The organism is Rubripirellula reticaptiva, assembly GCF_007860175.1.
GTDB lineage: Bacteria > Planctomycetota > Planctomycetia > Pirellulales > Pirellulaceae > Rubripirellula > Rubripirellula reticaptiva.
Genome location: NZ_SJPX01000002.1, coordinates 1,485,957 through 1,499,911 on the forward strand (window position 1 = coordinate 1,485,957; position 13,955 = coordinate 1,499,911).

General features: G+C 54.8%; 16 protein-coding genes. 10 read left to right on the plus strand and 6 right to left on the minus strand.

The features are described 5' to 3' along the window. Window positions 1-6: 6 nt before the first annotated feature. From Poly59_RS29430 to Poly59_RS11795, 5 genes are all read left to right on the plus strand, one after another. Window positions 7-774, plus strand: coding sequence for a DUF4129 domain-containing protein (locus Poly59_RS29430; protein ID WP_186776191.1), 768 nt, complete (start codon window positions 7-9; stop codon window positions 772-774). Further along, window positions 774-2,207, plus strand: a complete 1,434-nt coding sequence (locus Poly59_RS11780; protein WP_146534212.1) for a hypothetical protein — start codon at window positions 774-776, stop codon at window positions 2,205-2,207. Before Poly59_RS29430 ends, Poly59_RS11780 begins: the two co-directional genes overlap by 1 nt. Beyond that, window positions 2,204-3,250 (plus strand): AAA family ATPase, encoded by a 1,047-nt coding sequence (locus Poly59_RS11785; protein ID WP_246151566.1) that lies wholly within the window; start codon window positions 2,204-2,206, stop codon window positions 3,248-3,250. The genes Poly59_RS11780 and Poly59_RS11785 overlap by 4 nt, the downstream gene beginning before the upstream one ends. A gap of 84 nt (window positions 3,251-3,334) precedes the next feature. Next, window positions 3,335-4,051, plus strand: a complete 717-nt coding sequence (locus tag Poly59_RS11790; RefSeq protein WP_146534213.1) for a class I SAM-dependent methyltransferase — start codon at window positions 3,335-3,337, stop codon at window positions 4,049-4,051. Between the two features lies 1 nt (window position 4,052). Beyond that, a complete protein-coding gene (locus Poly59_RS11795; RefSeq protein ID WP_146534214.1) occupies window positions 4,053-4,307 on the plus strand; it encodes a DUF202 domain-containing protein in 255 nt (84 codons plus the stop codon). 23 nt (window positions 4,308-4,330) lie between these two features. On the opposite strand, the gene Poly59_RS30130 is transcribed toward Poly59_RS11795, so the two are convergent. The 4 genes from Poly59_RS30130 to Poly59_RS11815 form a co-directional block, all read right to left on the minus strand. Then, window positions 4,331-4,909 carry a hypothetical protein gene (locus Poly59_RS30130; RefSeq protein ID WP_246151567.1) on the minus strand — a complete coding sequence of 193 codons (579 nt, stop codon included), beginning with the start codon at window positions 4,907-4,909 and terminating at the stop codon, window positions 4,331-4,333. 140 nt (window positions 4,910-5,049) lie between these two features. Then, window positions 5,050-6,210 (minus strand): radical SAM family heme chaperone HemW, encoded by a 1,161-nt coding sequence (gene hemW / locus Poly59_RS11805; RefSeq protein WP_315852577.1) that lies wholly within the window; start codon window positions 6,208-6,210, stop codon window positions 5,050-5,052. After that, window positions 6,201-7,040, minus strand: coding sequence for an MBL fold metallo-hydrolase (locus tag Poly59_RS11810; protein ID WP_146534215.1), 840 nt, complete (start codon window positions 7,038-7,040; stop codon window positions 6,201-6,203). The genes hemW and Poly59_RS11810 overlap by 10 nt, the downstream gene beginning before the upstream one ends. A 105-nt stretch (window positions 7,041-7,145) precedes the next feature. Next, the gene (locus Poly59_RS11815) at window positions 7,146-7,949 is read right to left on the minus strand and encodes a segregation and condensation protein A (RefSeq protein ID WP_146534216.1); all 804 of its coding nucleotides are present in this window, start codon (window positions 7,947-7,949) and stop codon (window positions 7,146-7,148) included. Between the two features lie 204 nt (window positions 7,950-8,153). Between Poly59_RS11815 and ilvN the strand changes: the two genes are divergently transcribed. The 5 genes from ilvN (at window position 8,154) to Poly59_RS11840 (ending at window position 12,502) form a co-directional block, all read left to right on the plus strand. Further along, on the plus strand, window positions 8,154-8,693 hold the full coding sequence (gene ilvN / locus Poly59_RS11820) for an acetolactate synthase small subunit (protein WP_146534488.1): 540 nt from the start codon (window positions 8,154-8,156) through the stop codon (window positions 8,691-8,693). 81 nt (window positions 8,694-8,774) lie between these two features. Further along, complete coding sequence (gene ilvC / locus Poly59_RS11825) at window positions 8,775-9,779, plus strand: ketol-acid reductoisomerase (protein WP_146534217.1); 1,005 nt, start codon at window positions 8,775-8,777, stop codon at window positions 9,777-9,779. A gap of 3 nt (window positions 9,780-9,782) precedes the next feature. Continuing rightward, entirely contained in the window at window positions 9,783-10,391 is a 609-nt protein-coding gene (locus Poly59_RS11830) for a DUF4254 domain-containing protein (RefSeq protein WP_146534218.1), read from the plus strand. A 170-nt stretch (window positions 10,392-10,561) separates the two neighbouring features. Next, window positions 10,562-11,758: a peroxiredoxin family protein gene (locus Poly59_RS11835; RefSeq protein WP_146534219.1), complete on the plus strand. Its 1,197-nt coding sequence runs from the start codon at window positions 10,562-10,564 to the stop codon at window positions 11,756-11,758. A gap of 39 nt (window positions 11,759-11,797) precedes the next feature. Continuing rightward, a complete protein-coding gene (locus Poly59_RS11840) occupies window positions 11,798-12,502 on the plus strand; it encodes a 3-keto-disaccharide hydrolase (protein WP_146534220.1) in 705 nt (234 codons plus the stop codon). 70 nt (window positions 12,503-12,572) lie between these two features. On the opposite strand, the gene Poly59_RS11845 is transcribed toward Poly59_RS11840, so the two are convergent. Next, complete coding sequence (locus Poly59_RS11845; RefSeq protein WP_246151568.1) at window positions 12,573-13,199, minus strand: thymidine kinase; 627 nt, start codon at window positions 13,197-13,199, stop codon at window positions 12,573-12,575. 120 nt (window positions 13,200-13,319) lie between these two features. Continuing rightward, window positions 13,320-13,952: a DUF2238 domain-containing protein gene (locus Poly59_RS11850; protein WP_146534221.1), complete on the minus strand. Its 633-nt coding sequence runs from the start codon at window positions 13,950-13,952 to the stop codon at window positions 13,320-13,322. Window positions 13,953-13,955 lie beyond the last annotated feature (3 nt).

The following is a 13,955-nucleotide window of genomic DNA, read 5'->3' on the forward strand; positions in this document are numbered from 1 at the left end:
TGTTCGATGAATACTTTGTTTGCCGACCAAGCGATCGCCAGCACCGAAAATGCGGTGGCCGATTCAATCTGGTTTGATTCTGACAAACAAAGTCTGATCCCGGTTGATGTCGATCCGGAACTTGATGATTCGGTTAATCGCGACAGTCGCTGGTTGCCAAAGCCCGAGAAGGTTGCCAAACCCAAAACGCCCACGACACCGACGACCAACACTGGTAACGGCGGACTGTTTGGTACTGGATGGACGCTTGCCAACGTGCTGGGGTGGGGATTGCTTGCCACCTTATTCGCCCTCGCGATTGCGATCATTTTATTCGCAATGAACAAAGCCGAAATCGACTTGACCGCGAACCCATCCACGCGTTGCGGATCAGTTGCAAACAACAACACGCCGGACGAGCAGATGATCCAGCGGATGAAGCACTTGCCGGCCGAACTTCGCCGAACGGACGTCAACTTGCGAACCGAAGCTGAACGGCTGATGAACGAGAACCTCTTCGATCAAGCGATCATCTTGCTGTTCGGACATCAACTACTGTTGCTCGACCGCGTTGGCATGCTGCGACTGAACCGCGGCAAAACGAATCGCAAGTATTTGCGTGAGACTCGTGAAATCAATCCCAAAACCTCCACCGCGTTACAAGAAACAGTCGACGCATTCGAACGGTCGTACTTTGGGCGTCACGAAATCACGGCCAGCGAATTTGCCGAACTTTGGAAGTCCAACCGTGATCTAGAATCATCGATTCAAGTCGATCAAGGAGCGGTTGCCTGATGGACAAAGAAATCCAGAAGCGAAACTTGATCCGGTCAGTGGCAGTCTTCGTTTTGCTGATGATGTCCGGATGCAGTGAATTGTCGACGGACTACGGCAAGACCAAGGGACTGACAGGGCAATCCAGCTTGAACGGATTTGGTGCGCTGCGAAACAGTTTTGAAAACGCAGGTTACCGTAGCCGCGATGTATCTCGATTGACAAACCGCGTGCGCCGCAGCGATGTGATTGTTTGGACACCCCAAACGCTTGATGTCATCGATGACAGTGTGACTCGTTGGTTTGATCGTTGGCTGAAGAGTGGCGGCAAGACATTGGTTTACGTGGTACCCGACAGCGGCAGCGAAGCGGACTACTGGACGGAAGCCGCAGCGTTAGCGCCGCCGGATCAACGGATCGAGTATCGAAAGCGATCCGCTCGCAGTATCAATCAACGGATGATCTGGCGTTTGAACCGTCAACCCTCGGCTAGCAATGGTTGGTTCCAAATCGAGCCGCTGCAGCACCGAACCACGGCCAATCTGATCACCGGCGATTGGAGCCGGGAACTGTTAGGCGATGACGAGCGAGAGCCGAAATTTGCGACTGAGTTTTCAATCAAAACATACGATGATGCTGCGACCGCTCAAACGCCACCAGCGGTTGCCAAAAACAATTCAGGCCCGACCGGTCCCGCATCCCCTGGTTTCTTGCCGGCCAATGACGTTAGCCCAACCTCGACGCAGACCGGATTCGATGCTGTCGTCAAGGATGCGGGTGGAGATGGAGATGCGGGTGGTGGAACAATCGTGGCGGAAATCCGATCCGACGACTGGCGCACATCGAAGATCATCGTGGTCGCCGGCGGATCGCTTTTGACGAACTTCGCCTTAACGCACGACCCCAATCAGCGACTAGCAGCAAAGATCATCACCGAGTCAGCGTCCACGGTTGGTTCAGCAAACGACGGCGTAAATGATCGTGAAACGCTATTAGTCGGATTCCTGACCAGCGACTGGATGGGTGTTTCGGTCAGCGAGACCAAACCTGGCGTGCCGGTTGCGACTGGCATGGAACTGTTAACGGTATGGCCATTGTCGCTGGTCACGATGCATGGCGCCATGTTGGGCTTGGTGATCTGTTTGATGCTGTGGCCAATTTTGGGACGCCCCAAACGAGTTCACTTGTCCGAACACACACACTTTGGTGATCACTTGGATGCGGTTGCCGGATTGATGAACCGTACCGGCGGCGAGGAATACGCACGGGACCGGATTAGTGAATACTTCAAGCGCGTTCGCGGCGAAACGACCGGTCCCTGGGTCAATATCCAAAGCGAGACCGCGGAATCAAAATCCAAACCGCTGCCGCCACTTGGCATCAAACGCAAAACCATCCTCCCAACCATTACCGCAGTCGATCCTGCGGTTGCCCCTGAAAAGGAAGACTCTTGAACGATCCTTTGCTGCCCTCGTCTGACTCCGAAACCGTTGCCGCATCCCCTGCGCCGACGTCGCCGAGCGCCCGCCAAACGTCAGAAAAATTTCTGCCTATTCGAAAACTGTACGAACAAATTGCCGGGGAAATCGCCAAGCTCTACGTTGGGCAAGACGAGCTGGTGCTGGGCACGTTAACGGCGTTATTTTCGGGTGGTCACGTGCTGATCGAATCGGTCCCGGGTTTAGGAAAAACCTTGTTCGTGCGAACGCTAGGCCGAACACTGGGGTGCGAGTTTGGTCGCATCCAGTTCACCGCCGACTTGATGCCGTCGGACATCACCGGTGCGCCGGTTTACGACATGCAAAAAAGCGAGTTCCGGTTTCGCCCTGGCCCCGTCTTTACTCAATTCTTGTTGGCTGACGAAATCAACCGTTCGCCCGCCAAGACTCACGCGGCGCTGCTTGAAATCATGCAGGAGTACCGCGTCACCGTTGACGGCACCAGCCACCAAGTGCCGCGGCCATTCTTGGTGATGGCAACTCAAAACCCACTGGAAAGTGAAGGCACGTATAACCTGCCCGAAGCCCAGCTGGACCGGTTCATGTTCAAATTGCGTGTCGACTACCCGAGCGCCGAACAAGAGTCTGAAATTCTAAAGATGCACAGCCAACAAGTTGACCTGAACGAGCGACTTCGAAAGGAAGTGCAAGCGGTTACGAATCCTGAGCAAGTCTTGCAAGTCATGCAGATGTGCGCCAGTGTCCGGGTCGAAGACAGCTTAGTGGACTATATCAACAAGATTGTCCGAGCCACTCGGACTTGGCCGGCATTCCATATCGGTGCCTCACCGCGAGCAGGATTGGCGCTGATGCAATCGGCGCGAACGTTGGCCGCGTTTGGTGGCCGCGACTACGCAGTCCCGGACGACGTGGTCGAAATTGCGATCCCAGCGATGCGACACCGCGTTCAATTGACCGCTGAATCAGAAATCGAAGGGCGGACCGCCGACGAGGAACTGAGCACGCTGATTCGAGGCATTGAGGTTCCGCGCGATTGATCAAAGTTGTCGGTGGGCAGTTGCTTGCCGCACCGCTAAAATCAACGGACCTCTCGGAAATGTACTCAATTGTGATCGCCAAACATGCCTCAAACGGCCGACCCTTTTTTTGAACCCTACGACCGCAAGGATATCGCCTACGGTGACGCGCCAACGGCAGCGATCGCGGCGTTTCTGGATCAAATCGAATGCGGGGGCACCGCAATTGACTTGGGTGCCGGTGCCGGACGAGACACGATCGCGTTGGCATCAGCCGGTTTTCAAGTCACGGCGGTAGATCTAAGCAGTCGTGGCCTCAAACGAGTCCGCGAACGGGCCGAGGCAGCGGGCGTCGAGAAATTGGTCACGACCAAGGAAGCAGATGTTCGCGAGGTTGATCTGCCACAAAACAGCATTGACGCCCTGATCGCGACGACCGTGCTCGATCACATTCCCGCCGCCGATGCGAAACGGGTTTGGCAGCGGATGACTGAGGCATTGACCGATACCGGCATGCTGTTTGTCGAAGTCCACACGACCGAAGATCCGGGCAGCGATCAAAAGCCGGGCTGTGACAGCGACGCGCCGATCAGCGAGACGGCCGGCGCCGTGGTGAACTATTTTCGGCCGAACCAATTGGCGAGGTGGGCAGTCGATCCAAGTTCGCGATTGCGAGTACTACGGTACGAAGAACGCCAGGAATGGGATTGCACTCATGGCCCCGAACACCTGCACGGCAAAGCGATTTTGCTGGCCGTTCGCGAAGGATTCTATCCGCCTTGGTTTGGCCAACCGGCGGCTTTCCCAAGGGTCGACTCTTAGGATGGCTGACAAGAAAGCGGTGAGTTCCCGCGGCGACGATCTCGCTCTCGCTCGTACTCACTTGGCAAACGAGCGGACGTTGTTAGCCTATGGTCGAACGGCTTTGATGGTCGCTGCGACCGGAGTCACGCTGATCAAATTCTTTGCCGATACCGTTCCCATCCGAACGATGGGACTGATTCTGATCGGCTTGGGTTTGATCGTTGGGCTAGTCGGAATCCAGAGGTTCGTTTCTCTGAAAAGACGCTTGAACTAACAACGACTTTCGAATTCGATGCTTTATCGCAAACCCGAACCAAAGTCACCGCGAGGCTTGAAGATTTGGCGAGATCGGCTGGGCGCGTAAGCTCGCGTCGGAGTGCTTTCGATGTATTCGGTCGGCGGCATCATTTCGTCACCGCTGATGTAGACGGAATCCTGGCCACCGCACGAGTCGCAACCGCCATCACATCCACAGCCGGAATCACAATCGCCAGGGCCACCGCCCAGTGCTCCGCCGCTGATCGGTGGACAGCATCCGCCGCCACATGATGCGCTGCCGCAGGAATCGCATCCGCCATTGCAACGGTATCCCCACAGGCTTTCGAAGCCGCTGAACACCGAACGGCACTTTCCGCACGACTGGCCGTTGTGGTTTCCGCACTTGTCACATGGATCGACACAATTGGCCGGTTCATTGATCCACGGATCGATGTAAAGCTCGCCGCAACCTTCACAGTCGCCGCATCCGCCACAAGAATTGATCGCCAAAGGTCCGCGGGCGCCGTTTGGCCCACAAGCCATGGGTCCGACACATCCGGTCATCCAAAGCAAAGCCGAGCAAGCAATGACGGCCGCGAATCGTTTCTGCAAATACATAGTCGGAAGCCCTGTGGCAGTCTCATACGTGGATAGATATCCACAACATCGACCAACACAACCGTCACAATTGAATCTTTTTACCCATTCGTTAAGGTCGATCGCTAAGCGAGTTTCACGCAACCATGCTGCACGCGTCCCTACCCCAAAAAGCGGGACGCGACCGTATCGGCAAACAGCACACCGCGATCAGTCAGCCGCATTCGACCGCCGGCTTCTTCCAGCAACCCTTCGGCAAACGAACCAGCGATTGCGTCGGAGCATGCTTCGCGGATCGGAATCCCTGTCTCGCGTCCGATCGCATCAATATCGACACCGTCGATCAGGCGAACTCCAAACGCCGCCCGCTCGCGCGCACACTGCAGCGGCGAGATCAATTCGGACTCGGCCGTTGGCGTTTGGCCCGATTCCATTCGCTTGATGTAGGTCGTCGTGCTGCGATGATTGACTTCACGCCGACCGCCAACAAACCGAGCCGCGCCGGGGCCGGCCGCATACCAACCTTGCCCATCCCAATATGCCAAGTTGTGACGGCAACGATGACCAGCCCGAGCAAAATTGGAAATCTCGTAGTGCGAAAGACCAGCCTCGGCGGTCATCCGGCGACCAGCTTGATACATTTCGACTTCGATCGCTTCGTCGGTGGTCGACAAATCGCCGCGAGACAAACGCGACCAAAACGACGTGCCTTTTTCGAACGTCAACGCATAGGTCGAAATGTGCTGGATCGGCAGCGACAAAGCGGTGCTTAGGTCTTGCTGCCACTGCTCGGTTGTTTCACCGGGTGCCGCGAAAATCAGGTCAATTGAAACGTTGGGAATCCGCGACGCGGCCAACTCAATCATCGCGGCGGCACGCCCGCCGGTATGGCCCCGTTCAAGCAAACGCAACTTGTCGTCATTGAATGATTGAACGCCAAGACTGATTCGATTGACGCCATGGTGAACCAGGCAATCGAGTTTCTCGGCCGTGATGTCTTCCGGGTTCGCCTCGGTGCTGAACTCGACATCACCTTCAAACTGAAACCGCTGCTTTGCGATCGCCAGCAGTTTTGAAAGGGCCACGGGTGGCAAATGTGTCGGTGTACCACCACCAATGAACACGGTATTCACGACAGGACGGTCGAGCGATGCTAACTCGCAATCGATCGCATCCAAGTACCGATCGATCAGGTCGTCTCGATCCGCCACGACGCTAAAGTTACAGTACCCGCAGCGGTGCCTGCAAAATGGCACATGAAGGTAAACCGATCGAGGTGTCGGCCAAACAAACGACGCTGCCGCCATCGCCTCTACAGCCATAGCTTCAAACGGCCGTCCATTTTGTCGGGGAACACTTTGTCGACGAACCGTTTCACTTGGCTCTCGTTGTACCGAGTGCTTAAGTGGCCGGCGATCAGCAGTTCGTTGTTGAAACGATCGGCGCGTTTTCGCCAATCGTCAATGTGCATGTGACCATGTTTGTGAATCTTGTCTTTTCGATGTTCCGGCGCGACAAAGGTCATCTCGTTGATCAACACTTTCGCTTCATAGAAAACCGGATTGTCATCCAGCCCCTTCGGCGCCGTATCACCAGAATACGCAACGATCGGAATCCTCGACTCGGTCGTGATTTCCGTGCCACTTGTTTTCAGATCACGAATTTGTTCACCCGTTAGATCAACAAATTCAGGTTTCAGTTTGTGACGCCGCTGATGAACCACAAACCCAAGCGAATCGATGGTATGAGTCGTGGGCAACGCGGTCACGATGTACTCGCGACTGATATGAGTTTCATCGCCTGGCAACAATCCAACCAGTTCGCAGGGCATCGCACCGCGATCGAGTTTGCGAAAACACTGCAACATGTCCCAGGCCGTATCGACCGCCGAGTCGGGCATATAAATCACCGGCGGATCCATCTTCATCATGCGCCGACGTGACACGTAAGCGGGTAGGGCAGCAATGTGATCCAGGTGCGCATGCGAGATAAACATGGTTGGCGTGCCCATGAATTCCCAAGGCTGGACGCCGACGTCGAACAACAGCTTCAGTTCATTGATCCGCCAGCACGTTTGGACGGCGGCGCGCGAATAGCCATCGATCGTCAGACCGTGATGAACATGCGAAATGAGGGGGACGTTATCGACCATGAATCCAGTGATGCAAATGATTAAATAAAGGTTCGGCAGCCAGGCGGTGATAACAACGACTCGCAGAACAGTCGGCGTTAAAGGCCGAACTGACACACACCAAGACTACCGAGGCATCCCGGGCATGTTGGCAGCCTTGAACTCTTCGGCGCCGTAGTTGTCGACTTCGTTGACACTTAAGTCGTCGGTATAGCTTGCGGTGCGAACCACAAAGATGTCGCCGGTGTCAGACTGTTCGACCGCCGCACCGTGGTGGCGGGTCAATTCCAACGTTGCCAAGAACCACCCAATGACGGCTGATTTGTGAATTCCACCTTCCACCAAATCGAACAGCGGCAATCGTTCAGACTTGCCCAGCTTGGCATGAATTCGCTGCATATAAACATGGATCGGGGTGTCGTCGTAGATGACCTCGGTTTGGGGTGGTCCACCAGCTTCCCGCATGATCCGGCCAAACGCACTGACCAAGTCCCAAATCTCCAAATCAACGATCGGCTGATCTCCCAAATCGACTCGCCGAGCCGGCAAATCGTCCGTCATCCTTTCGTACCGCTGCTGCCATCGGCCGCCCATTTCGTCCAAAACAGCCGCCGCGTCTCGGATTTCTTTGTACTGCAACAGCCGTTCGACCAGTTCGGTTTGCGGGTCCTCGATGGCACTTTCTTCGGTTTCATCGACAATTTTCGGCAAAACCGACTGACTTTTCAGCTCCACCAGCGTGCTGGCCAGATCGATAAAGTCCCCCACATCCGTCAAATCCATCTCCTGCAGCACTTCGATGTAGGAAACGTACTGGTCGACGATCTTAGCCAACGACATCTCGGCCAAGTCGACCTCGTGCCGCCGTACCAGGTACAGCAGCAGGTCGATGGGGCCTCGATAAGCCGGTAAATCGATACGGAAAGACATGTTTAGCGCGTCTGAGGTGACGCGTCCCAGAAATTGAAACCAGTTCACAAAACCATGAAAAGGGACCGGCCGGAAGTCTATCGTAAGCTGACCGGTCCCAAATCGCAGCCCTTGTTGGATTTAGAGGCCAAAATTATGATGCCACGCTTCGGACGGTTCCCCGACCGACTCCATTCGTCCCCCGAACCCATTTTCCGCCCGCTGATGTCTCAATCCAACCAGCGTCATGTTCTATCCGCCCTGGTCCAGAATGTCCCCGGCGTTCTGGCCCACATTTCGGGCATGCTCGCGTCACGCGGCTTCAATATCGACTCGCTGGCCGTTGGCGAAACGGACGACGTACTTCTGTCCAGAATGACTTTCGTGGTCGTCGGCGACGATCAAGTCTTGGAACAAGTCGGCAAACAACTGGAAAAGATTGTCACGGTTGTGAAGGTGCTGGACGTCAGCAGCAGTGATTTCGTTGAACGCGATCTACTGTTGCTGAAGGTAAAGGCGCCAGCCGGATCCGCTCGCAGCGAAATTCGAGAACTGGTCGACATTTTCCGCGGGCAAATCGTCGATGTTGGCCCCGAAGAAGTCATGATCGAAATCAGCGGACGCGAAACGAAGGTTCAAGCGTTCATCGAACGTATGCGATCCTACGGCATCACCGAATTGGTCCGCACGGGCCGAATTGCGATGGTCCGCAGCGGCAACGAAAGTTCAGCAATCGACGAAAGCGAATCTCGATTCGCCTCCTAACGGACTGACGAAGACGACGGATCGCCGGAAACTCTTAATCTTTAAAACCCTCTCCCCGATACTCGAACCGATATTCCTGACATGGCTGCAACGATTTACTACGAAAACGACGCTGACCTTTCGCACCTCAAGGGCAAGAAGGTCGCGATCCTAGGTTACGGCTCGCAAGGCCACGCTCAAGCTCAAAACCTTCGCGACAGCGGCGTCGAAGTCTTGATCGGTCAACGCCCCGGTTCGCCCAACTACGACTTGGCCGTCTCGCACGGTTTCAAGCCAATGTCGATCGCTGACGCTTGCAAAGCAGCCGATGTCATCAACGTCTTGCTTCCCGACGAAGTTCAAGGCGACATCTACAAGAGCGACATTCGCGACAACTTGTCCAAGGGCAACGTGTTGATGTGCTCGCACGGCTTCAACATTCACTTCGGCCAAATCGAACCACCCGCCGGTATCGACACTCTGTTGGTCGCGCCCAAGGGACCTGGCCACTTGGTTCGCAGCGAGTACGAAAAGGGCGGTGGCGTTCCTTGCTTGATCGCACTCGGTGAAGACGCATCGGACACTACCAAGCAAATCGGCTTGGCCTACGCCAAGGGCATCGGCGGAACCCGCGGTGGTGTGATCGAAACCACCTTCGCCGAAGAAACCGAAACCGACCTATTCGGCGAACAAGTCGTTCTCTGCGGTGGCGTCAGCGAGTTGGTCAAAGCTGGTTTCGAAACTCTCGTCGAAGCTGGCTATCAGCCCGAAATGGCTTACTTCGAATGCATGCACGAACTGAAGCTGATTGTCGACCTGCTTTACCAAGGTGGACTCAGCTACATGCGTTACAGTATCTCGAACACAGCCGAGTACGGTGACTATGTCAGCGGCCCACGCATCATCACGCCTGAAACCAAAGTTGAGATGAAGAAGATTCTGACCGAAATTCAAACCGGCGAATTCGCTCGCAAGTGGATCTCGGAAAACCGTGCCGGTGCACCGTTCTTTAAGGCAACTCGTCGTTTGGAACGACAACATGGTGTCGAGCAAATCGGCATCGGACTTCGTCGCATGATGAACTGGATCGAAGAAAAGGAAGTTTGATCGATGCCGAATGCTTTATCCTTTCCCGCCATAGCTGAATTGACTCAGTTGCAGATCGACACGGTCGATCTTTGGCACCGCGAGCCGATCGAAAATCCCTACGAAGGGATCAAGTCGCTTGTCTGCCAACAACATGAATTCAATTATCGGCTGTGGCACGAAGAAGATAAAGCACGAAGCCCATCTGCGACTGATCAAGAGATCGCGACGGTCAAACGGGCGATCGACGGTTTCAACCAAGCTCGAAACGACATGATCGAAAAGGTCGACGATGCGTTGACCATAATCCTGTGTGACGCGGGCGTGTCGGCGGCGGGCGGTCCGATCAACACGGAAACACCTGGCAGCGCGATCGACCGCCTGTCGATCATGTCGCTGCGACTGTATCACTATCGCGAACAAGCCGACCGCGCCGACGCGGACGAATCGCACCGCGCAAAAGTGAACGAACGAATCGCGCTGTGCGAGCAGCAGCACACGGACCTGTCCACGTCGCTACAGCAGCTTCTCGACGACATCTTTGCCGGGCGAAAACAGCATCGAACGTACCGGCAAATGAAGATGTACAATGACCCGACACTGAACCCGTCGATTTACGACGCGAAGAAATAACTCGGGCAGTGACGTCCGGAGTTATGGTGAACAACACCGTGAACAGCCCGGCGAAACTGGTGAATTTCAGGTGGCTCGATTCTTAGCCATTTGGTTTGTATGCGTGCTGCGAGATCGCTAAGCTTTGAGTACCGCGTTTCCCTTCGCTACTCTTCCCGAGGTCTCGTTTCATGCTGCGTTTCTTTCGATCGCCGATTGCGTTCTCTGTGGCGATTTCATTCGCCAGTTGCATGATTCTGCCTAGCGCCGAGTCGCAAGATTCCGTCACTGCGGATGCTGACAAACCTGCTGCAACCGAAACCGAGGACGCCGAAGAGGCGGATCCCTATCAGATCCCCGAAAACGCAACCGCCGAAGAACTGGTCGCCCACATGCGCGCCGTCACTCGGCTACGAGGACGAACCCTCGAGACAATGTCAAAGTCCGCGACCGTTGTGGCGGACACCGTCGACGAGATTCGCAGGCTCGATGACGTCGATGTTGAACTGCTCACTGGTGCCCTGCAGGAGCAGATTTCGGTGTTAACGTTCCTATCCCGCTACGAAAAATTAGCAGCCGCGCGTCTCGAAAAGCTAGTGGACGAACTGGCTAACGATGACCGCCCGGCCATTCGCAAATTAGCTGTGGCCGAACAGTTGAAACAGCGAATCGAAAAGGCAAGTAACGCGAGCCCAGAAGACCAGCGAGCACTGATTGGCGAAATCGAAACGATGGTTTCCGAATCATCGTTCGACCGCAGTGTCTTTGCACTTTCATATCGATTGGCAGAATCGATCGCCCAATCCGGCAACACTGAAATCGCCGCCAATTTCTATCGACAGATGGGCGACTGGATGAAGGCTTCCGACGATGAAGCCATGCAGGAACGGGCTCCTAAAATGATCGGCGCGGCCAGACGAATCCAGTTGCCAGGCAATCCAATCGAGCTGGTTGGAAAAACAACCGAAGGCGAAGAATTTGACTGGGAAAGCTATCGCGGCAAAGTAGTCTTGGTCGACTTTTGGGCTTCGTGGTGTGGACCTTGTCGTGGTGAAGTGCCCAACATGAAACGCAATCTCGACCTCTACGGCGACCTAGGGTTCGCCGTCGTTGGAATCAATTTAGATCGCACGCTGGAAGCTTGCCAAGAATATGTCGAGCAAGAAGAACTGGCGTGGACCAATTTGATCAGCGACAAGGAAGACGAAATGGGATGGGACAACCCAGTCGCCACTTACTACGGAATCTCCGGAATCCCGACCGCAATCTTAGTGGACAAAGAAGGTAAGGTTGTTTCGATGCGAGCACGCGGTAAAGAACTGGACCGATTGCTCGAAGAACAACTCGGCGCCCCGCCTGAAAAAGTTGATGCTGACGACGCTGAATAGTCTCCTACGCTGCCTCCTACGCCACCGAAAGACAACTTGATGATTCGATCTCTATGCTTGATGGTTGGACTGCTTACCTTCACCATTTCAGCGCGAGCTGAATCATGGCCAACGCAAGTTGGTGATGGGCCGGGGTGGATCACGCTTGGCGAAGACGATTTTGTTCGCGTCAACGGCGACGACAAAACGTTGACCTGGAAGGACGGCATCGCGATTGGCAGCGGCACACCAATCGGTGTCACGCGAACTAAAAAATCTTACAAGAACTTTGAGTTGTCGATCGAGTGGCAACACCAAACGCACGGCGGTAACTCGGGTGTATTCGCTTGGGTCCCCATCTCGGCGCTCGAAAAACTGAAACCCGATACGCTGCCCAACGGTGGAATCGAAATCCAGATGCTCGACCATGGCTACACCGAGCTGTACGAAAAACGAAGCGGAAAACCGGGCGACTGGTTCTCGACCAACGGTGATATTTTCGCGGTCGGAAAATCAACGATGAAACCATTCCCACCACTTTCGCCCAACGGAAGTCGTAGCTTTCCGTCAAAGAATCTCAGTAACGGATTCGGGGAATGGAATCACTACTACGTTCGGGGGATCAACGGCGAAGTCCGACTGTGGGTCAACGGCGTAGAAGTATCAGGCGGCAAGGACAGCCAACCGAACGAAGGCTACCTGTGCCTTGAATCCGAAGGTGCCCCGATTCACTTCCGAAATATTCGCGTCCGCGAACTGCCGTAGCCTGCGTCGAGCGAACTCTAGATGCAGCACTCTGCTTCGGCATCGTGAGCCGACCGACGTACAGGATAAACTACAGCAGCGGCAATTGAGGATCGCCGCCTTGGGCAATTCCTTCTTTGAAATGCTTTCGACAAACCGGCACGTATCGTTCGTTGCCACCGATCTGGACCTGCTGGCCCTCTTTGACAACACGCCCTGAATTGTCCATCCGCAGCACCATCGTTGCCTTGCTGCCGCAGTGGCAGATCGTCTTGATTTCGGACAACGTATCGGCCCAGGCGAGCAGTGCGTCACTGCCTTCGAACAAGTTGCCCTGAAAATCGGTCCGCAGCCCATAGGCGAGCACAGGGATTTCTAAGTTGTCGCAAACATCACTCAACTGATGAACTTGCCGCTTCGTCAGAAACTGAGCCTCGTCGATCAAGACACAGTGAATCGGCGCTCGATTATGCTCGTGATCGACGATCACAAACAAGTTATCGGCGGTGTTGAAAACCTCGGCTTCCGCATTGATTCCGATCCGCGACGATACCTTTCCGGCCCCCATTCGATTATCGATTTCAGGCGCTAACAACAGCGTGTTCATGCCACGCTCGCGATAGTTGTAACTGGACTGCAACAGGACCGTTGACTTCCCCGCGTTCATCGTTGAATAGTAGAAATAGAGCTTGGCCATGGCATCAGAATTGAGAGTCACGAGAGTCCGTTTTCTACGCGGAACGATCTTCAATAGAAAATCGACCTCGCGAACAGCTCAATGTAATCAAAATCTCAGACCCGTCGCCAATGGAAAGTTCGTTGTCACTCGTCGATTCTTCTATGACGAAACACTCTGTCCTTTGATCGGATCAAATGAACAGCGAAACACAATGACGGCTGCGATAACGGCGCCAAACCACGCCAAAGCCATATCCTTTTGTGGATCCCAGACGTCGCCTTGCTGACCGTTGTAGGACTCGGCTGCCGCTGGCGAGAAAAAGGTCGCGATCTGCCATTCAAGGATTTCGTAAATCGCACCGACCGCCAACACAACCGCAATGCTCGTGACCGCCGCTGCGCACGGTCGCATACGACCAGCACGCTGTACCAATTCTGACGCAGGAGGCGTCAGCAGCAGGCCTGATGCAAAGTGTACCAGTCGATCGTAGTGATTTCGTTGCCATCCGAAATGCTGGGTCAACTCGATCCCGAACAACGTATCCGTCCACTTGTCGTAAGGCACGAATGAATAGATCCACCGCGCCCCAATGATGTGCAGCATCAAAAATGCGATGATGCACGTGAACGACAGGTTCGACATCCGAAACCAAACCGACGACGACGCCATCCCAACCAGAATCAGCAACGTCGGTCCATGCTGCAATTTCAGTTCTTCTGGATAGGGAGCGTCCCAAAACGACGCAGCCGCCGTGATTGCCGTTACAAACAGAACCGCAAACTGAAACTTCACGGA